Origin of the sequence: Thioalkalivibrio sp. ALgr3, assembly GCF_000377325.1 — a bacterium.
Lineage (GTDB): Bacteria > Pseudomonadota > Gammaproteobacteria > Ectothiorhodospirales > Ectothiorhodospiraceae > Thioalkalivibrio.
On the sequence record NZ_KB897987.1, the window covers coordinates 1 to 19,386 of the forward strand.

Annotated in this window: 20 protein-coding genes; 8 read left to right on the forward strand and 12 right to left on the reverse strand. The window is 70.3% G+C overall.

Going from position 1 to position 19,386, the window contains the following annotated elements:
* A partial coding sequence (locus C998_RS14555; protein WP_231364980.1) for a metal ABC transporter solute-binding protein, Zn/Mn family occupies positions 1-868 on the reverse strand: 868 nt, incomplete at its 3' end.
* A gap of 25 nt (positions 869-893) precedes the next feature.
* Here C998_RS14555 and C998_RS0110770 point away from each other — a divergent pair.
* Positions 894-1,790 (forward strand): ATP-binding cassette domain-containing protein, encoded by an 897-nt coding sequence (locus C998_RS0110770; RefSeq protein WP_026279579.1) that lies wholly within the window; start codon positions 894-896, stop codon positions 1,788-1,790.
* Positions 1,790-2,614, forward strand: a complete 825-nt coding sequence (gene znuB, locus C998_RS0110775) for a zinc ABC transporter permease subunit ZnuB (RefSeq protein WP_018870875.1) — start codon at positions 1,790-1,792, stop codon at positions 2,612-2,614. The genes C998_RS0110770 and znuB overlap by 1 nt, the downstream gene beginning before the upstream one ends.
* Before the next feature lie 6 nt (positions 2,615-2,620).
* On the opposite strand, the gene C998_RS0110780 is transcribed toward znuB, so the two are convergent.
* Genes C998_RS0110780 through lgt form a run of 4 tightly spaced genes read right to left on the reverse strand, consistent with a single transcriptional unit; the run spans position 2,621 to position 5,039 of the window.
* Positions 2,621-3,127, reverse strand: coding sequence for a dihydrofolate reductase (locus tag C998_RS0110780; RefSeq protein WP_018870876.1), 507 nt, complete (start codon positions 3,125-3,127; stop codon positions 2,621-2,623).
* Positions 3,117-3,335 carry a type II toxin-antitoxin system HicB family antitoxin gene (locus C998_RS0110785; RefSeq protein ID WP_018870877.1) on the reverse strand — a complete coding sequence of 73 codons (219 nt, stop codon included), beginning with the start codon at positions 3,333-3,335 and terminating at the stop codon, positions 3,117-3,119. Before C998_RS0110785 ends, C998_RS0110780 begins: the two co-directional genes overlap by 11 nt.
* A 42-nt stretch (positions 3,336-3,377) precedes the next feature.
* Complete coding sequence (locus C998_RS0110790; RefSeq protein WP_018870878.1) at positions 3,378-4,211, reverse strand: thymidylate synthase; 834 nt, start codon at positions 4,209-4,211, stop codon at positions 3,378-3,380.
* Positions 4,212-4,220: 9 nt separating this feature from the next.
* Positions 4,221-5,039: a prolipoprotein diacylglyceryl transferase gene (lgt, locus tag C998_RS0110795; protein WP_018870879.1), complete on the reverse strand. Its 819-nt coding sequence runs from the start codon at positions 5,037-5,039 to the stop codon at positions 4,221-4,223.
* A 115-nt stretch (positions 5,040-5,154) separates the two neighbouring features.
* On the opposite strand from lgt, the gene C998_RS0110800 reads away from it, so the two are divergent.
* From C998_RS0110800 to C998_RS0110825, 6 genes are all read left to right on the forward strand, one after another.
* Entirely contained in the window at positions 5,155-7,191 is a 2,037-nt protein-coding gene (locus C998_RS0110800) for a thioredoxin domain-containing protein (protein WP_018870880.1), read from the forward strand.
* 119 nt (positions 7,192-7,310) lie between these two features.
* Positions 7,311-7,724 (forward strand): rhodanese-like domain-containing protein, encoded by a 414-nt coding sequence (locus tag C998_RS0110805; protein ID WP_018870881.1) that lies wholly within the window; start codon positions 7,311-7,313, stop codon positions 7,722-7,724.
* A gap of 147 nt (positions 7,725-7,871) precedes the next feature.
* Positions 7,872-8,681, forward strand: a complete 810-nt coding sequence (locus C998_RS0110810) for a GNAT family N-acetyltransferase (RefSeq protein WP_018870882.1) — start codon at positions 7,872-7,874, stop codon at positions 8,679-8,681.
* Positions 8,675-9,889, forward strand: a complete 1,215-nt coding sequence (locus tag C998_RS0110815; RefSeq protein WP_018870883.1) for a glycosyltransferase family 1 protein — start codon at positions 8,675-8,677, stop codon at positions 9,887-9,889. The genes C998_RS0110810 and C998_RS0110815 overlap by 7 nt, the downstream gene beginning before the upstream one ends.
* On the forward strand, positions 9,867-10,415 hold the full coding sequence (locus tag C998_RS0110820; protein ID WP_018870884.1) for a phosphatase PAP2 family protein: 549 nt from the start codon (positions 9,867-9,869) through the stop codon (positions 10,413-10,415). The genes C998_RS0110815 and C998_RS0110820 overlap by 23 nt, the downstream gene beginning before the upstream one ends.
* A 301-nt stretch (positions 10,416-10,716) precedes the next feature.
* Positions 10,717-11,487 carry a 1-acyl-sn-glycerol-3-phosphate acyltransferase gene (locus C998_RS0110825; protein ID WP_018870885.1) on the forward strand — a complete coding sequence of 257 codons (771 nt, stop codon included), beginning with the start codon at positions 10,717-10,719 and terminating at the stop codon, positions 11,485-11,487.
* A gap of 20 nt (positions 11,488-11,507) precedes the next feature.
* On the opposite strand, the gene C998_RS0110830 is transcribed toward C998_RS0110825, so the two are convergent.
* The 7 genes from C998_RS0110830 to C998_RS0110860 all read right to left on the reverse strand — a co-directional run bounded on the left by C998_RS0110830 (position 11,508) and on the right by C998_RS0110860 (position 19,381).
* Positions 11,508-12,344, reverse strand: a complete 837-nt coding sequence (locus C998_RS0110830; protein WP_018870886.1) for a symmetrical bis(5'-nucleosyl)-tetraphosphatase — start codon at positions 12,342-12,344, stop codon at positions 11,508-11,510.
* A 7-nt stretch (positions 12,345-12,351) separates the two neighbouring features.
* Positions 12,352-12,735: a Co2+/Mg2+ efflux protein ApaG gene (gene apaG / locus C998_RS0110835; RefSeq protein ID WP_018870887.1), complete on the reverse strand. Its 384-nt coding sequence runs from the start codon at positions 12,733-12,735 to the stop codon at positions 12,352-12,354.
* Positions 12,732-13,739 carry a glucokinase gene (locus tag C998_RS0110840; protein WP_018870888.1) on the reverse strand — a complete coding sequence of 336 codons (1,008 nt, stop codon included), beginning with the start codon at positions 13,737-13,739 and terminating at the stop codon, positions 12,732-12,734. The genes apaG and C998_RS0110840 overlap by 4 nt, the downstream gene beginning before the upstream one ends.
* 91 nt (positions 13,740-13,830) lie before the next feature.
* Positions 13,831-14,664 carry a 16S rRNA (adenine(1518)-N(6)/adenine(1519)-N(6))-dimethyltransferase RsmA gene (gene rsmA / locus C998_RS0110845; protein WP_018870889.1) on the reverse strand — a complete coding sequence of 278 codons (834 nt, stop codon included), beginning with the start codon at positions 14,662-14,664 and terminating at the stop codon, positions 13,831-13,833.
* The gene (gene pdxA, locus C998_RS0110850; RefSeq protein ID WP_018870890.1) at positions 14,661-15,680 is read right to left on the reverse strand and encodes a 4-hydroxythreonine-4-phosphate dehydrogenase PdxA; all 1,020 of its coding nucleotides are present in this window, start codon (positions 15,678-15,680) and stop codon (positions 14,661-14,663) included. The genes rsmA and pdxA overlap by 4 nt, the downstream gene beginning before the upstream one ends.
* Before the next feature lie 4 nt (positions 15,681-15,684).
* Positions 15,685-17,175, reverse strand: a complete 1,491-nt coding sequence (locus tag C998_RS0110855; RefSeq protein WP_026279580.1) for a peptidylprolyl isomerase — start codon at positions 17,173-17,175, stop codon at positions 15,685-15,687.
* A complete protein-coding gene (locus tag C998_RS0110860) occupies positions 17,153-19,381 on the reverse strand; it encodes an LPS-assembly protein LptD (protein WP_018870892.1) in 2,229 nt (742 codons plus the stop codon). The genes C998_RS0110855 and C998_RS0110860 overlap by 23 nt, the downstream gene beginning before the upstream one ends.
* Positions 19,382-19,386: the final 5 nt, after the last annotated feature.

Below are 19,386 nucleotides of genomic sequence, written 5' to 3' on the forward strand. Positions count from 1 at the left end.
CGTCCTGGTGGCCATGTGCGTGCTCCTGGTCATGCCCGTGGTCATGGTCATGCCCGTGGTCGTGGTCATGCCCGCGGTCGTGGTCATGCCCGCGGTCGTGGTCATGGCCGTGGTCATGGTCATGCCCGCGGTCGTGGTCATGCCCGTGGTCGTGGTCATGGCCGTGGTCGTGGTCATGCCCGTGGTCGTGGTCATGCCCGTGGTCATGGTCATGCCCGTGGTCATGGTCATGCCCGTGGTCATGGTCATGCCCGCGGTCGTGGTCATGCCCGTGGTCGTGGTCATGCCCGTGGTCGTGGTCATGGCCGTGGTCGTGGTCATGGCCGTGGTCGTGGTCATGCCCGTGGTCGTGGTCATGCCCGTGGTCGTGGTCATGCCCGTGGTCGTGATCATGCCCGTGCTCATGGTCATGGCCGTGGTCATGCTCTCCGCCATGTCCTTCTTCGCGGGCCTCTTCATGCGCCGCATCATGATCGTGACCGTGGTCGTGCGGTTCCCAGACCCCGCCCGAGCGCGTGGGCAGCAGATCGAGGTCCATGTCCTCCATCAGGGTCACGACCGTGGTACCTTCTCCCCGATTGCGCAGGGGTGATTCGAGGAAGGTCTCCAGGTCGGGCCCGACCCAGACCACCACTTCGGCGTTCTGCAAACGCCGGGCTTCGGACGGGCGCATGGAGTAGCCGTGCGGTGAGGCATCCGGCGGCAGCAGGACATCGGCCTCCATGACGTCATCCACCAGGCCCGCGACCAGGCCGTGGATCGGGAGGATGCTGGAGACCACCCGCGGGTCGTCCGCCTGTGCGGGTATGGCCAGCGTGGCGCTGGCGACCAGGGTGCCGGTGAGCAGGGGGAAACGTTTGCGCATCATGACCGGGGCTCCGTCTGGGATCTGGATGTTATACAATACCATCATGTTCGCGAGCGTCCACAACTGGTTACGCGGTCACCGTGCGGGCCGCCATCCGCGGCCGCGCCCGGAGCGGGGTTCCGGGCCGCTGGTGGCGGCCCGCGAGGTGACGGTGGAGCGGGGCGGACGGACGATCCTCGACCGGGTGTCGATGGCGGTGCACGCGGGCGAGGCGGCGATGATCATCGGCCCCAACGGCGCGGGCAAGACCAGCCTGCTGCGTGTGCTGATGGGACTGTGGCAGCCGGACGGCGGCCATGTGGAACGCGCCCCGGATCTGCGGGTCGGTTACATGCCTCAGCGGCTGCAGATCGAACCGGTGCTGCCGCTGTCGGTATATCGTTTTCTGCGCATGCGCCAGCGGCTGCCGCGGCGTGAACTGCTGGCCAAGCTGGAGCGGGTGGGGGTCGGCCACCTCATCGATTCGCCGATCCAGTCGCTGTCCGGCGGCGAGACCCAGCGGGTGCTGCTGGCGCGGGCATTGCTGGGCGAGCCCGATCTGCTGGTGCTGGACGAACCGGCCCAGGGGGTCGACGTGGTGGGGCAGGGCGATGTGTTCGCGATGCTGGACGACATCCGCCGCGAGTCCGGCTGCGGGGTGCTGATCGTCTCGCACGACCTGCATTTCGTGATGGCCGGGGCGGAGACGGTGATCTGCCTGAACCGGCATGTCTGCTGCACCGGAAACCCCGAGGAAGTCTCGCGCCACCCGGAATACCGGCGCCTGTTCCCCAGCGTGGATCTGCGGGGTCTGGCGGTCTACACCCACGATCACAACCATGTGCACGGCCTGCACGGCGAGGTCCGGCCACTGGACGGGGCTCCGGAAGACTCGGCCGGGGCTTGTGACGACCCGAAGCACGGCCCGGGGTGCCGTCACTGATGGACATCGCCGGCTGGCTGGATGACTTCCTGGTGCGCGCCGTGCTGGCGGGCCTGATGGTGGCGGTGGTCGCGGGGCCGCTGGGTGCCTTCGTGGTGTGGCGGCGCATGGCCTATTTCGGCGACACGGTGTCGCACTCGGCACTGCTGGGGGTGGCCCTGGGCTTTCTGCTAGGGCTGAATCTCAACCTGATGGTGACGCTGGTGTGCATCGCCATCGCGGTGCTACTGGTGATCCTGCAGCGCTATCAGGAGCTGGGCTCGGACACCCTGCTGGGGATCCTCGCCCACAGCGCGCTGTCGCTGGGGATCGTGGCGGTGGCCTTCGTCGAGGGGCTGCGGGTGGACCTGATGGCCTATCTGTTCGGCGACATCCTCGCGGTGGGGCGCGACGACCTGCTGGCGATCGCCATCGGCGGGCTGATTGCGCTGGTGCTGCTGATCGCGCTGTGGCGGCCTCTGCTGGCACTGACCGTGCACGAGGAACTGGCGCGGGTGGAGGGCGTGCGGGCCCTGCCGGTGCGCCTGGGCATGATGCTGCTGATCGCGCTGGTGATCGCGGCGGCGATGCAGGTGGTCGGCGTACTGCTGATCACGGCGCTGATGATCATCCCGGCGGCGACCTCGCGACGCTTCGCCCGCACCCCGGAGCAGATGGCGATCCTCGCCGGGGTGCTCGGCATGCTGGCGGTGGGGGCGGGGATCGCCGGCTCGTTCCAGTGGGATACCCCCACCGGGCCGAGCATCGTGGTCGCGGCCCTGCTGGGCTTCATCCTGGTGCAGCTGCTACCCGCGCGGCTGCTGCCGCGCTTCGGCACGCGCTGATCCGGCTCAGCGCCGCTCCAGACGCTCGAAGGTGAACGCGCAGGCGTGCTGCTCGTCGGCCGGGTGGTATTCCGACTCGATCAGCGTCCATTCCGCGGGATCGATGGCGGGGAAATACGTATCGCCGGGATGGCGTTCGTGCACCCGGGTCAGGTGCAGGACCCCGGTGCGCGGCAGGGCCTCGGCGAACAGCCCGGCCCCGCCGATGACGAACGCCGGACCCGAATCGATATTCGCCAGCGCTTTGTCCAGGTCGGAAAAGACCTCGACGCCTTCGGGCTGCTGCCAGTCGGTCTGCCGGGTCAGCACCAGGTTGCGGCGCTTCGGCAGCGGCCGGCCGATGGATTCGAACGTGCGCCGGCCCATGATCACCGGATGGCCGGCGGTCACCCGCTTGAAGTGCCGCAGGTCGTCCGGCAGCCGCCACGGCAGGTCGTTGTCGCGCCCGATCACGTGATCCGGGTCCAGCGCCACGATGATATGGATCTCGGGTCCCCGGGCTTCAGGCTGCATCGATTCGCACGGTTTCGCTGGAATGGTGCGGTTCGGGAATCGGCTCGCCTTCGTCATGCAGGGCTTCCAGGTGCATGGTGATCGCCTCGCGAATCGCGGCCATGACTTCCTCGCGGCTGTCACCGGTCGCAATGCAGCCCGGGAGGTCCGGAACATAGGCTCCCCAGCCGCTGTCGCCCTGCTCGATAATGACCGTGTATTGCTTCATGGTCGCCTCCCGGTCCTCAGAACCAATCTAGCGCATGGCGGGCTAGATGGCGATGGGGGCGCGGATGGCGGGGTGGGACTGGTAGTCGCGGACCTCGATGTCCTCGAAGCGGAACGCGAACAGGTCGCGCACCTCCGGGTTGAGGTGCAGGGTCGGCAGCGGCAGCGGTTCGCGCTCCAGCAGGGTGTCGACCTGCTCGGCGTGGTTGGCGTAGAGGTGCGCATCGCCCAGGGTATGGACGAATTCGCCGGGTGCCAGGTCGACCACCTGCGCGATCATGTGCGTCAGCAGGGCATAGCTGGCGATGTTGAAGGGCACGCCCAGGAACACGTCGGCGCTGCGCTGGTAGAGCTGGCAGGACAGCCGGCCGTCGGCCACGTAGAACTGGAACAGGGCATGGCAGGGGGCGAGGGCCATAAGGCCGGCGGCCGCGTTCTCTTGCGGGGCACGGGTCTCGTCCGGCAGGTCGGCGACGTTCCATGCGGAGATCACGTGGCGGCGCGAGTGCGGGCGGGTGCGAAGGTTGTCCAGCAGCTCCGTCAGCTGATCGTGGGTGCCTCCGTCGGGCAGTGGCCAGGAACGCCACTGGGCGCCGTAGATCGGGCCCAGTTCACCGCCCTCGGTGGCCCATTCATCCCAGATGGTTACCTTGTTGTCGCGCAGGTAGCCCACGTTGGTGTCCCCCGCGAGGAACCAAAGCAGCTCGTGGATGACCGAGCGCAGATGGGTCTTCTTGGTGGTGACCAGGGGGAAGCCCTGCGCCAGGTCGAAGCGCATCTGGTAGCCGAACACCGAGCGCGTCCCGGTGCCGGTGCGGTCCGGGCGGTCGCTGCCGTGGTCGCGGATGTGGCGGACGAGATCCAGGTATTGCCGCATGGTGCGTCCTCAGGGCTTCCCGGAGGTGTCCGGGCGGGGTTCGGGCAGGGGATTGCGGCGCGACCAGACGATCAGGCCGAGGCCGAACAGGATCACCGGTAGTGACAGGACCTGCCCCATGGTGACCCAGCCGAAGGCGAGATAGCCGATGTGCGCGTCCGGTTCGCGCACGAACTCCACCAGGAAACGGAACGCGCCGTACAGGGTCAGGAACAGGCCCGAGACCAGACCGGTCCGCCGCGGCTGGCGCGACACCAGCCACAGCACCACGAACAGCACCACGCCTTCGAGAAAGGCCTGGTAGAGCTGCGAGGGATGCCGGGGTACGTAGTCGGCCGCGGGGAAGACCATCGCCCACGGCAGGTCGGTGGGCTTGCCCCACAGCTCGCCGTTGATCCAGTTGCCCACGCGCCCGGCGCCCAGACCGATGGGGATCAGCGGGGCGATGAAATCGGTCAGGCGGAAGAACGGCTGGTGCAGATGCCGGGCGTACAGCCAGGCGGTGACCAGCACGCCGATCAGCCCGCCGTGGAAGGACATGCCGCCCTCCCACAGCCGGATCAGGCTCAGCGGGTCGGCCAGCACGCCGTCGAAGTTGTAGAACAGCGCGTAGCCCAGGCGCCCGCCGATGATCACGCCGATCGCGCCCCAGAACAGCAGGTCGCCGACCTGGCGCGGTTCCAGCGGATCCCAGTCGCGCGAGCGCGCGCGCCAGACCCCCAGCCCCCAGAAGGCCAGGAATCCGATGACGTACATCAGCCCGTACCAGTGGATGCTGACCGGGCCCAGGGAGAACGCGACCGGATCGATAAACGGGTGAACAGGCATGGGCGCTTGCGGTGGCCGAAACAGCCGCACATCCTACCGGTCCTGCAAGGCATTCGCACGCATCGGGACCGTCTTCGTCCCGGCTTTCGCCACCCACGTTTCCAGGGAGGTCGCCATGAACCGTCTCGCCGGCGCCAGCAGCCCGTATCTGCAACAGCACGCGGACAATCCGGTCGACTGGTATCCGTGGGGCGAGGAGGCCCTGGAGCGGGCGCGGACCGAGGACAAGCCGATCCTGCTGTCGATCGGGTACTCCGCCTGCCACTGGTGCCACGTGATGGCGCATGAATCCTTCGAGGATCCGGCGACCGCGGAGGTGATGAACCGGCGCTATGTGAACATCAAGGTGGATCGCGAGGAGCGGCCCGATCTGGACCGCATCTACCAGAACGCGCACATGCTGCTGGCGCAGCGCCCGGGTGGCTGGCCGCTGACCGTGTTCCTGACCCCGGATCAGGTGCCGTTCTTCGCCGGGACCTACTTCCCGAACACCCCGCGGCACGGGCTGCCGTCGTTTGTCGACCTGCTCAACCGTGTGGCCGATTTCCTCGCCGAACACCCGGAGGAGATCCGGCGCCAGAACGATTCGCTGCAGCAGGCGCTCACGCGGATCTACAACCCGGAGGGCGGCAGCATCCCGGCGCTGAGCGTGGTGGACAAGGCCCGCGCGGAACTGGCGCAGAGCTTCGATGCGGAGCATGGCGGTTTCGGCGATGCGCCCAAGTTTCCGCACCCGGCCTCGCTCGACTGGCTGGCCTGGCATGCGGCCCGCCACGGCGACGGCGAGTCCCGCCGCATGCTGGACGCCACCCTGGACGCGATGGCCGCCGGCGGGCTGTTCGACCAGGTCGGCGGCGGGTTCTGTCGCTACTCGGTGGACACCCGCTGGATGATCCCGCATTTCGAGAAGATGCTGTACGACAACGGGCCGCTGCTGGGACTGTACGCCGAGCGCGCGGCGCGCGGCGACACCCGTTCGCGGCGGGTCGCGGAGCAGACAGTGGCCTGGCTCGAGCGCGAGATGCGGGATGCCAGCGGCGCCTTCTGTTCCAGCCTGGATGCCGATTCCGAAGGCGAGGAAGGGCGCTTCTATGCCTGGGACCCGGAGACCGTGGAATCGCTGCTGCCGGCCGAGGAATGGGCGGTCGCCGCACGCGTGTGGGGTCTGCAGGGGCCGCCCAACTTCGAGGGCCGCTGGCACCTGCACGAAGTGGTGCCGCCGGACACCGTCGCGGATGCCCTGGGGATCTCCCCGGAGGAGGCCGCGTCCCGCCTGAACCAGGCGCGCGAGCGGCTGCTGGAGGCGCGTGAACAGCGCGTGCGCCCGCATCGCGACGACAAGCTGCTGGCCGGATGGAACGCGCTGATGATCACCGGCCTGGCGCGCGCCGCCCGCGCGCTGGATCGCCCCGACTGGCTGGTGCTGGCACAGGACGCAATGGCGGCGGTACGGCGCCTGCACTGGCACGACGGCCGCCTGTATGCCAGCTATCGCGAGGGGGCGAGCTCGGCCATGCCGCGCGCCTGCCTCGACGACTATGCCGCGCTGCTGGAGGCGACCCTGGCGCTGCTGGAGACTGAATGGGACAGCGAGCTTCTGGACTGGGCCGTGACCCTGGCCGGGGCCCTGATGGAGGATTTCCACGATGATGCCAGCGGCGGCTTTTTCTACACCGCGCGCGACCACGAGGCCCTGATCCAGCGGCCCAAGGTGTATTCCGACGATGCCATGGCCGCGGGCAACGGGATCGCCGCGCAGTGCCTGATCCGGCTGGGGCATCTGCTGGCCGAGCCGCGCTATCTGGAGGCGGCCGAGGGTACGCTGGCCAATGCCGGGCCGATGATCGAACACGCGCCGATGGGCCACATGAGCCTGCTGGTGGCGCTCGACATGCATTATCACGCCCCGCCGCTGGTGGTCCTGCGCGGGCAGGGCGAGACGCTGGCCGACGCGCGCCGGACGATCGCTGCCGCCGATGGCGCGGCGCGGGTCTTCCCCGTGCCCGACGATGCCCGCGATCTGCCCGACGCCCTGGCCGGCAAGGCGCCGCGCGAGGGCGGACCGCGCGCCTGGCTGTGCCGCGGTCTGCATTGCGAACCCCCGGTGGACGACCCGGCGGCGCTGGCGGAACGTCTGGCGGCGGGCGAATGACGCCCCCGAAGAAACACTGAGCCGGAGAAACACTGAGCTTGAAATCGGCGGCGAAGCCCTCAGACTGCAAGGGTTATCCGTTCAACCATCAAAACTTCACCGAACAAAAGGAATGCCCCATGAGCGAAAAGCTGATGAAGGATTTTGTCGCCGCGGCACGCGAGGACATCCGCGAGATCTCCCCGGAAGAGCTGCACGAGGCGATCCAGAAGGGCGAGGACTGGACCCTGGTCGACGTGCGCGAGCCCTATGAATACGAACGTGCCCACGTGCCGGATTCGCTGCTGATCCCGCGCGGTCTGCTGGAAGGCGCGGCCGACCCCAATACCCCGCATCGCATCGAGGCGCTGTACTCCGCGCGCGAGAAGCCCGTGGCCATCATCTGTGCCACCGGTGGTCGCGCCGCCCTGTCGGTCCTGCGCCTGCAGGAGATGGGCTTCACCAACGTGGTCAACGTCGCCGGCGGGATGAAATCCTGGGAAGGCGAGGACCTGCCGGTCGAATCCGGCGCCTACACCGGTCAGCTGCCGTAGGCCCGAGCCGCCCCTTCCTGCCCGACCGGGCCGCTGCCGCCAGCCGGCGGTTGCCTCCGGCCCGGTCACTCAAACGTCACGCGCCGGTCAAGGCGCTGCAAGCCGATGGCCGTAGTCTCCCGGGATATGACCCGTGGAGACTTCGCCATGTCCGATTCGTCCCTTCATGCGACACATTCCGCCGACCCCGGTTACGAGTGGCGCGTGGCCAGCGACCGCGAAGAACTGCGGGCAGCCCAGCGTCTGCGCTTCCGGATCGCGGCGGAGCATCGCGGTCGCTGTCTGCCGGCGCGTCTGGCCGGGCTGGATCGTGACCCGCTGGATGCCTGGGGCCACCATCTGCTGGTATTCGCTCGCGGCACGCGCGAACCGGTGGCCTGTGCCCGTCTGCTGGTGGAGGAGACCGTGGCTGCGGCTGGCGGCTTCCCGGGCCTCGAGGACTTCGATCTCGGCCCGCTGATGGCCCTGTCCGGGCGCGGTGCGGAGCTCGATCGCGTCCGTTTCCTGCCCGGGTTCGAGGAGCGTGAAGCGGCGGTCGCCGCGCTCTGGCGCGGGGTGACCCGTCTGCTGGAAAGCCTCGACTGCCGCTACCTGATCGCGCGCACGTCGCTGCCTCTGGATCGCCATACGCCGGCCAGCCTTGCCTGGTTGCGCAATTTTCGTCGCACCCCGTCGCGGTGCCGCGTGAGCCCGCGCAAGCCGCTCCCCAATGCCCTGACGATCTGGCACGGCATGCCGTCGGCGGAGGGCCTGCCGCCGCTGGCCCGGTCGTGGCTGGCGTTCGGGGCGAAGGTCGCCGGCGAGCCGTCGCATGACGTCAGCGGGGATGCGGCCAGCCTCCTGATGCTGCTGCGGCGCGCGGACATCCCGGCCCGCTTCCGCTCGGCGGAGCCGTGGCATTCCGGGGCTGGCAGCGACCCCGCCGGCCCGGGTCGTTTCGCCTCGGGGGAATGGTGATCATGGCGGCCAGCCCGCGCGTGGCCGTGGTGACCGAGACCTGGCCACCCGAGATCAATGGCGTGGCCCTGACCCTGCACCGCCTGGTGGAAGGGGTCCGCGAATGTGGCTGGCAGGCCGAGGTCGTGCGTCCTCGCCAGGCGGTGGACCGGGCGCGCGGTCCGCAGCCGGTGGCGGAGGAAGACGAATACCGGGTGCCGGGGCTGCCGCTCCCGGGCTATCCGGGCCTGCGCATGGGGTTGCCGGTGCGTCAGCGTCTGCTGCGACGCTGGTCACGCCTGCGGCCCGATGTCGTGCATGTGGCCACCGAGGGCCCGCTGGGGCACGCGGCAGTGAGCGCCGCCCGCCGCCTCGGCATCCCCGTCAGTTCGGCCTTTCACACCCGATTCGATGGCTACGCCCGGCATTACGGCATGCGCTGGGCCGAGCCTCTGGCGCTGGCGGTGCTGCGGCGCTTTCATAATCGTTGCCATGCCACCCAGGTCCCGACCCGGACCCTGGCCAGAGAACTGGATTCGTACGGCTTTCACGGTGTCCGGGTGCTGGCGCGGGGGGTGGATTCTGCGATGTTTCACCCCGGCCGGCGGTCATGGCCCCTGCGCCAGGAATGGGGTGGCGGCGTGGACGCGCCGGTGCTGATGAGCGTGGGCCGGCTGGCGCCGGAGAAGTCACCCGAAGACGTCATTCGCGCCTGGGAAGCGGTCCGCACCCGCCTCCCGAATGCGCGTCTGGTGATGGTCGGGGACGGACCGTCGCGTCCCGCCCTGGAGGCCCGCCACCCCGAGGTGATCTTTGCCGGCATGCGTACCGGCGAGGACCTGGCGGCCCATTACGCCAGCGCCGACCTGTTCGTGTTCGCCTCGCGATCCGAAACCTTCGGCAACGTGGTGATCGAGGCGATGGCCAGCGGTCTGCCGGTGCTGGCCTTTGACCGCGCCGCGGCGCGCGAACACCTGCGCGACGGCGAGAACGGTGCGCGGGTGCCGGTCACCGGTCATGCGGATCGGGACAGCGAGGCGTTCGCCGGAGTGGCACTGCGTCTGGCGGAAAAGCGTCGGCGTGACCGCCTGGCCTGGAAGGGCATGGGCGAGGCCGCCCGCCTGCGGGCCGAAGGACTGGACTGGTCCTGCATCGTGGCCCATTTCGCCGCCCAGCTGGAAGAACTCCTTGCGGAGGAGGGGCGGCATGCGTCTGCTGCAGCGGGTTGACCATCTCGACGGCCGTGTCGCTCGCCACTGCAACCGGTTCGCGCGGCATCCGCTCGTCAGTCGGTTCTTTGCCGTCGTCTCGCGACTGGGCAATGGCGGGGCCTGGTACGCGATCATGCTTGCACTGCCGGCGATCCACGGGATCTGGGCGTGGACGGTCAGCCTGCACATGATGGCCGTGGGTCTGGTGTCGATGCCGCTTTACCGGGTACTCAAGCAGGGGGCCGGCCGGCCGCGGCCTTACCGGCGCCACGACGACCTGCTGCCGGGGGTGCCTGCGCTGGACGAGTTCAGCTTTCCGTCCGGGCACACCATGCACGCCGTGGGTTTCACGGTCGTGCTGGTGGCCTGGCTGCCGGCCTGGGCCTGGCTGGTGGTGCCGTTCGCGCTGCTGGTGGCCATGTCGCGCCTGGTGCTGGCGCTGCACTACCCCAGCGACGTGGCGGTGGGGGCCCTGATCGGCGCATTGATCGCCGGTGCCAGCCTGGCGCTGGTTCCGTGGTTGCCCCTGCCGCTTCCGGTCTGAAGCGCACGGGCGAGCGCGCTGTCCAGCGACACCAGCAGGGCCGTCAGCGCCAGTGTCAGGCCGGCGCGTTCCAGGACCGGGGCCGCGGCCAGCGCAAGTCCCGGGTGGCCGCGCAAAACGAGTCGTTCCATCCAGTCGAGCCCGCCCCTGCCGCTTCCGCGACGGGATCCCGGGATCGGGTCCTTCCTGAACCGCTTCGATAACGCCTGCAGTCCACCGGTACGGCAGGTCTCGTTTACCATGAGCGGCGCGAACCGGGCGCACGCCATCCGGCCGTGGCCCCGCAACACAAGGGAAGGGCATGACAGGTACCGCAAGAGGGATATTCCGACTCGTCCGGATTCTGGGCCATCTGCTGGTCGGGGTCTGGGTCACCTGGCGGCTGCAGCGACAGGGCGCCGGCCCCGAGGCGCATTCGCAGGTGCGGCGCGCCTGGTATCGCAGGGCACTGCAGCTGGCGGGCGTGTACTGCGAGGTCGCGGGGGAACCACCCCGCGAGGCGTCGCTGGTGGTCGCCAATCATGTGTCCTGGCTGGATATCCCGTTGCTGGGCGCGGCGGTGGACCCCTGTTTCCTGTCCAAGGCCGAGATCGCCCGCTGGCCGATCATTGGCTGGCTGGCGCGACGCCACGGTACGCGCTTCATCCGTCGCGGCGGACACGAAGCATCGGCGCACGTGGAAGCGATGCGCGAAGGGCTGGACGCGGGGCGGCATTTCGTGGTGTTCCCCGAGGGCACGACGACCCGGGGACACGGGCTGCGCCGCTTTCATCCCCGGCTGTTCGCTGCGGTCACGGGGACCGCGCATCCGGTGCAGCCGGTGGCGCTGGATTACGAAAGCTACAGCGACGGTACGGTGCCGGTGGCTTTCGCCGGACATGATCGTCTGGTGCCCAACGTGTGGCGGCTGCTGTGCCGCCCGCGCACGCGGGTGAGCGTGCATGTGCTGGAGCCGCTGCAGGGGCATGATCGCCCGCGCCGCGAGCTCGCCGAGGCGGCGCGTTCGCAGATCGTGGAGGCGCTGGGCGTCCCCGCGGAGCCGGTCGACGATCCCCGCCCCGGGCGGGGCTGACGAGGGCCGTCCGGGGCTTCTCAGGTCCCCGGACAGGGGGTCTGTTCCACCGGCGCGGTCTGCGGCGTGGCACCGTCCAGGCGTGCCAGGCTCATCGCATTCCCCCAGACGCAGCCGCTGTCCAGCGCCAGCCAGTCGGGGCCGCGGCGGTGACCCAGCGCGGCCCAGTGGCCGAACACCACCGGGGTGCCGCGGCTGCGGCGTGCGGGGTGTTCGAACCACGGGACCAGCGTCGCCGGGGCTTCTTCCGGCGGGCCGTTGCTGGCGAATTCCAGCGCGCCGCCGGGACCGCCGCCGACCATGCGCATGCGGGTGAAGCCGTTGATCGCGAAGCGCAGGCGATCGTAGCCCTGAAGGGCCGGATCCCATTGCGCCGGCGTGTCGCCGTACATCACCTCCAGCAGGGCACGACGCCGGCGCGGTTCGCCCAGTTCGGCCTCTACTCGCCGCGCCTCGGCGGCGGCGGTGTCGGTGTCCCATACCGGCGGGATGCCGGCGTGGACCAGCGTCCAGTCGTTGTCGGGGTCGCGATGCAGCAGCGGCTGGCTGGCCACCCATTCCAGCAGCTCCGCGGCATCCGGGGCGTCCAGCACCTCGCGCAGGGTGTCGCGCCGGCCGGGTTCGCGCAGGCCCTCGCTGGCAGCCAGCAGATGCAGGTCGTGGTTGCCGAGCACGGTGGTCGCGGCCGCGCCCAGCGAGCGCACCCGCCGCAGGCAGCCGGCCGAGTCCGGCCCGCGGTTGACCAGGTCCCCGACCAGCCACAGGCGATCGCGGGACGGGTCGAAGCGTACGCGTTCCAGCAGGCGCTCCAGCGGATCCAGGCAGCCCTGCAGGTCGCCGACGGCGTACAGTGCCACGCCGGCCTCAGTGCAGCGTGCGGGGAACGGACAGGGTGAACGGCGGGATGGTGGCCTCGAAGGTGTGCCCCTTCTCGTCGCGCATCTCGTAGCTGCCTTCCATCATGCCCACCGGGGTCTCGATCACCGTGCCGCTGGTGTACTCGAAGGAGTCGCCCGGGGCGATATGGGGCTGCTCGCCGACCACGCCCTCGCCGCGCACTTCCTGGGTCTGGTCGCGCCCGTCGCGGATGATCCAGTGGCGGTTGAGCAGCTGCACGCTGCGCTCGCCGGCGTTGCGGATCACCACGTGGTAGGCGAAGACGTAGCGGTCCTCTTCGGGTTCCGACTGGTCTTCGACATAGGCGCTGGAGACCTCGATCTCGACGGGATTTTCCTGCTGCATGGTCATGGGGCGGATGCTCCGTGGGGGCCGGCCCGGGAAGCGGCGACCGCGGCTCCCAGCAGGCCCGGTTCGGGATGAATGATCAGTTCCACTGGCAGGCGTTCCAGCAGGTCTTCCATCGGCGGGCGTGCACGGAAGGCCTCGCGGAAGGCCGGGGCGAGAAAATGGTCGGCCCAGCGCGGGGCGATGCCGCCGCCGATGAAGACGCCACCGCGCGGCAGCGCGGTCAGCGCCATGTCGGCCAGCTGCCCGGCGTACAGGGTCACGAAGCGGCGCACCACCCGCAGTGCGGCCGGGTTACCGGTGTCCGCCAGCGCGCTGATGGCGGCGGCGGGTTCCGCGGCGGCCAGCGCGCGCCCGAGTTCGGGGTCGTCGCGGCGCTGCAGCTCGAAGCGCCCGATGCGCGCGATGCCGCGGCCGCTGAGCAGGTGTTCGCGAGTGCACAGGCCGGCCTCGGCGGTGACGAAAGCGGCCAGTTCGGTCTCGTCGGCGTCGGTCGGGGAAAAACGCGCGTGGCCACCTTCGCCGGGATGGATCGCCGGCGGGGCATCTGTGCCCGCGGGCGGGGTGACCAGGCAGGTGCCCAGCCCGGTGCCGGCCCCGGTGACCAGCCGCGGTCCCGCGGGGTCGGCTTCGCCGTCCTGCAGGATCAGGCGGTCTTCCGGGGTCAGGGCCTCGAGACAGGCGCCCACCGCGCCGAAATCGTTGAGCAGGGCGACCGGCACGCCGGCCACCGCGGCCAGTTCGGCGGTCGCGAGTTCGGGCCAGCGCAGGTTGGTGACCCGGGCGCGCCCGGCGTGCACCGGCCCGGCGACGGCCATGCCCGCGCCGCTGAAGCTCATCCCGGACTGTTCCGGGCGCGCCAGCCAGTCCTCGAGGATTGCACCCAGGCCGGCGTACTCGCGGCTCGCATAGCGGGTGGTCGCGTGCAGTTGCCACGTACCCCGGGCGTATTCGGCCTGCGCCAGGCGGGTGTGGGTCCCGCCGACATCGGCGACGATCAGCTGCATGCGGTCCCTGCCAGTCATGTGCCCATGGTAACGCGAGCGGGGCGTGGAGGGAGAAAAACGGACCCGGCGCGGGGCCGTGCCCCTGCCCGGGTCACTCCGCGCCGGCGGATTCGGGGATCCGCCGGGCGAGGGCGTCGAAACCGGCGACGTCGACGGTCTCCGGACGCTGGCCCGGGTCCAGGCCGGCGGCCTCGATATCGGCCGCCTCCAGCAGGCCGGCAAGCCCGCGCCGCAGGGTCTTGCGCCGATTGGAGAACGCGCGGTTGACCAGCGCGGCGAAGGCGGGCAGCCGCGCAGCGGGTACCCGCGGCTCGGCATCCGGGACGATGCGCACCACGGCCGAATGCACCTTCGGCGGCGGGTGAAACGCCCCCGGCGGGACTCCCAGCAGTTCGGTGGCGCGGGCGCGCGCGGCGACCATCACGCTCAGGCGGCCGTAGCGCTTGCTGCCCGGCCCGGCGGTGATGCGTTCCACTACCTCGCGCTGCAGCAGGAAATGCATGTCGCGGATGTGCTCGCTCTGCGCCAGCAGGTGGAACAGCAGCGGGGTGGAGATGTTGTAGGGGAGGTTGCCCACCACGCGCCAGCCGGCGGGCGGGGTTTCGCCGAGCGCGGCCAGGTCCAGTTCCAGGGCGTCGCCGGTGTGGAGGGTCAGGCGTTCGGGCGGGAAGTGACTGCGCAGCGCTGCGGCCAGATCACGGTCGATCTCCACCGCGTCCAGTTTCTGCAGGCGGTCCAGCAGCGGGGCCGTCAGGGCGCCGCGCCCCGGGCCGATCTCCAGCATGCGATCGTCCGGCTGCGGGTCGATGGCCCGCACGATGCGATCGAGGATGCCGGGGTCATGGAGGAAATTCTGGCCGAAGCGGCGGCGGACCGGGCCCGGTCCCTCGTCGGCTGCGGCCGGGCGCCGGGTGCGTCGGGTCATGTCGCGGTCCCCGCCGGGGGTGCCCCGCGGTGGCCCGCGAGACGGGCGGCCAGGTTCTCCGCCGCGGCCAGACTGCCGACCTCGGCGCGTCCGCTGCCGGCCAGATCCAGCGCGGTGCCGTGATCCACCGAGGTGCGCACGAAGGGGAGGCCCAGGGTGACGTTTACCGCCTCGCCGAAGCCGGCGTGCTTGAGCACCGGCAGGCCCTGGTCGTGGTACATGGCGAGCACCGCGTCGACCCGGGCGAGGGCACGCGGGGTGAAGGCGGTGTCGGCCGGCAGCGGCCCGGTCAGGTGCATGCCGCGTTCGCGCAGGCGGGCGAGCACCGGTTCGATCACGAGCTCTTCCTCGCGTCCCAGCACGCCGCCCTCGCCGGCGTGCGGGTTGAGCCCGAGCACGGCGATGCGCGGCCGCGCCAGGCCGAAGTCGCGGCGGAGGTCGTGATCCAGGATGTGCAGGGTCCGTTCCAGCACCGGCGGGGTAATCGCGTCGGGGACCTCGCGCAGGGGCAGGTGAGTGGTCACCAGGGCAACGCGCAGATCACCGGCGACCAGCATCATCACCGGTCGGCCGGAGCCGGCGCGCTCGGCCAGCCATTCGGTGTGGCCGGTGAAATCGTGGCCGGCCCGATGGATCACTCCCTTGTGGACCGGGGCGGTCACCATGGCGTCGAAGTGCCCGTCGAGGCAGCCGTCGGCGGCTGCGGCCAGCAGGTTGAGCACGTGCCCGGCATTGGCCGGTTCCAGGGCCCCGGGGGTCACCGGTGCTTCCACCGGGACCTCCAGCAGCTCGAGGGTGCCGGCAGGTGTAGGTTTGCGCGGTGCATCGGGGTCGTGCGCGCGCAGGGTGAGGGCGATGCGCAGATCGCGTGCGCGGCGTTCGAGGACGCCCGCATCGCCGATCGCGACGCGCTGGGCCGGACCGGCGTGGCGCGCCAGCATGGCCAGCAGGTCGGGTCCGATTCCGGCGGGTTCGCCGGCGGTCAGCGCCAGACGCGGGACCGGTTCTCCGGCCATCGGCTCAGGGCTCGAGGCCGTCGACGCGGTATTCGACATAGGCGCCCTCGCGCAGGCGGCGCAGCCACAGCTCCATCTCGTCCTGGCGCTTGCGGTTCTGCAGGACTTCGCGGGCGCGGGCGCGGATCTGCTCGCGGGTGGTGTCGACTTCGCGGCGGTCCAGCACCTCGATGATGTGCCAGCCGAACTCGCTCTGCACCGGCTCGCTGATCTCGCCCGGCTCGAGCCGGTTCATGGCCTGTTCGAAGCCGGGCACCAGCTCCCCGGGGCTGACCCAGCCCAGACGGCCGCCCTGCGCGGCGGACCCCGGGTCGTCGGAGTTGCCGCGGGCGAGATCGCCGAAGTCCTCGCCCTCCTGCAGGCGGTTGTACAGGGCGCGGATCTGGCGCTCGGCCTCTTCCTCGCTGCGGACCTCGTCGGGACTCTTGAGGATGTGACGGACTTCGGTCTGCTCCACCAGCGTCTGGTCACCGCCCTCGCGGTCCTCGAGCCGGATGACGTGGAAGCCCTGCGGTGAACGCAGGACGTCGCTGACCGCGCCGGTGCGCATCAGGATGGCCTCGCGGGCCAGCACCGTGGACAGCTCGCCGGGGCTGCGCCAGCCCAGGTCGCCGCCCTGCAGGGCCTGCGGTCCGTCGGATTCTTCCATCGCCACCCGGGCGAATTCCTCGCCTTCACGCACGCGGGAGCGCAGCTCCGCGGCCTTTTCCCGCGCCTCGCGGATCTCGTCGCTGCCGGCGCCCTGCGGCACCGCGACGAGGATGTGCGAGAGGCGGTAGCGCACGTCGCGGTCGATGGCGCCGCTTTCCGAGGCGATGAGGTCTTCGATCTCCTGATCGGAAACCCGGACCCGGTTGTCGACCTGGCGGCTGCGCAGCTGGTTGATGGTCAGCTCGGTGCGGATCTGTTCACGAAACGCCTCGAAGTCCACGCCGTCCTGCATCAGGGCGCGGCGCAGCTGGGGCAGTGTCATGCGGTTCTCGCGCGCGATCTGCTCCATGGTTCGGTTCAGTGTCATCTCGTCGATGCTGATGCCGATCCTGCGGGCTTCCTGCAGCTGCACGCGTTCGGTAACCAGCTGTTCCATGACCTGGCGGGCGAGGGCATCCTGGCCGGGCGGACGCTGCCCCTGTTCGGCCATCTGCTGAGCCACCAGGTTCATGCGTTCCACCAGCTCGCGCTGGGTGATCACGTCTTCCTCGACGATCGCGAGGATGCGGTCGGTGAACTGGTCTTCCTCCGGCGGAGTGATTGCCGGGGCGGGCGCGCCGGCATCGGTGGCGGCACCCGGGGTGACCGGGGCCTGTACCCCCGTTTCGGCGCCGGGGCCCGCTCCGGCGCCCGCTCCGGTGCCCGTACCTTCGGGCATGGAGAGCGGGTCGTGCTGGGCCTGGGCCAGCGGCGCCAGGGCCAGGGCAAGCCCGGCCAGGAGCAGGGGGCGGGCAAGCATGCCCGCGCGGCGACCGGCGCTTTTAGCGGTCGGGGTGCGCATCATATCCGGCAATACCTTCGCTCAGGAGGCTGTCGACTCCGCCGTCGAAACGGGCCAGTCCGTCCAGCGTGATCTGGAAATGGATCGAGTTGTCGTAGCGCTGGTCGGAATCCAGCGAACGCCGGGCGACCACGCGCAAACCATAGCAGCAACTACGATACTGGAGACCGGCCAGAAGTTCGAGGTCGCGTTCACTGCGCAGGCTGTAGTTCCAGCGTCCGACCAGGTCCACGCGGTCGCCGGCCGGCCACAGTACGGACACGTCGGTCTGTTCCAGCTGATCGGCCCGCTGGCGGTAGCCGAGGTTGATGCGCCGGCGCTCATCCGGGCTCCAGGACACGCCGAGCGCGGCCAGCGAGGTGTCCTTGTGCTCGCGGTTGTAGAGCACCGAGCCGCGGCCGTCCCAGGCGTCGCCGATACGCAGGCGCCCCTCCACGGCGAGGTCCGAATGGCGGTCCTCCAGTGCCGGCGCGGAGGGGCTGCGGCGTACGCGGCGGTCGCGGAAATAGCGGATCTCGCCGACCGACAGCCGGGCGCGTTCCTGTCCGGTGGTCGTATCGAGGATGCGGCTGGTCAGGGCGGCGGTCAGCTGGTGGGTGTCGCCCACGCGGTCGGCGCCGGTAAAGCGCTGCAGGCTGAACAGGTTGTCGAAGCTGAACTCGCGCTCGCCGGTGTCGAACACCGGGATGTCGTCCTGGTCGCGGTAGGGCACGTAGCCGTAGAACAGCCGGGGCTCCAGGGTCTGCAGCCGTTCGCCGTCGGCCAGGTCGCGTTCGAAGATCAGGCCGCTGTCCACCGCGGCGTGCGGTACGGTGCGGCGGATGGACTCGGGGCCGGGTTCGCCGCGGCGGTCCAGCTCGTAGGCGGTGTAGCGCACCCCGGCACGGGGCTCGACAAAGATCCCGCCGGTGTCGAAACGCCAGGCCAGTTCCGGGTCGAGGTCGAAACGCAGGCCGGTGGGACGGTCCGAGGCGCGTTCCTGACGGGCGAAACGCACCAGTTCGGCGTCCAGGTCCCAGGTGACTCCGCCGCCGGCCCATTGTCCCGCGTATTCGCCGGCTTCCAGGGTGATCTGCGGGAGGCGCTGGTAGGGCTCGCGCCGGTCGGCCAGCTCGGTGTCGACGATCTGATAGTCCTCGACCCGGGTGCGCAGGCGGTAGCGCGGTTGACTCCAGGTCAGGTCGGCCCGGCGACGCAGGTCGCGCACCGAGCTCGAATAGCGGTCGGCGGAGCCGAAATCGCGGAAATATTCACTGTCGGAGACGTCCGCGGCATCGATGTCCAGGCGCAGGCCCGGGGTGATGCGGGTGCGGTGCTGCCAGGCCACGAACTGCCGATCCTCGCCGGTCTCGCGATCGTCCGGCAGGTAGCGAAAATCGACCTGTCCTTCGTGGGCAGGCTGCAGGTAGCGGAATTCGGTGCTCAGCTTGATCCCGCGGTCGGCCATGATGCGCGGTGTGAACGTGGCGTCGTAATTGGGCGCGATGTTCCAGTACCACGGCAGGGACAGATCCGCGCCGGTGCGTCCGCCGGTGCCGAAGCTGGGCAGCAGGAAGCCGGACTTGCGCCGGTCGTCCAGGGGGAAATCGATATACGGGGTGTAGGCCACGGGTACGTTGCGCACGCGCAGCACGGCGTGGCGGGCGACCCCGCGTCCGCTTTCCTGGTCGAGGTCGAGGCGGGCGGCGTCCAGGCGCCAGGAGTCGCGGTTGACCGGGCAGGTGGTGTACTGCGCCCGTTCGAAGCGGTGCCGGTCGGGGTCGAGCTGCGTGCCGGCCCCGGCCTGTCCGCGTGCGGGCACCGAGCGCACCATGTAGTCGATGCGGCTCAGCTCCCCGGTATCTTCGTCGAGCTGGAAGCGGCCGTCTTCGCCTTGCAGCAGCAGGTCGCCGTCGAACAGCCGGACCGCTCCCTCGGTCCGTGCCAGCCCCCGGGCGCGGTCGTAGTCGAGGACCTCGGCGTCCAGCCGTTGACGGTCTGCGTACAGCTGGACATCGCCCTCGGCGCGCACCTGGTCGCCCTCGCGACGTACATGATCCGCCTCGATCTCGCGCACGTCGGGCGGCAGTTTGCGCAGGGCGGGCCAGACGGCGTCGGGCGCGAATTCGCAGCCGGCGGGACGATCCCCGCCGAAGGCCGTCTCCGCGCCGGCCGCCGGGGCGGTGGCGACCAGCGCGAGGCACACCGCCGCGGCACGCGCCGGCCGCATCGCGG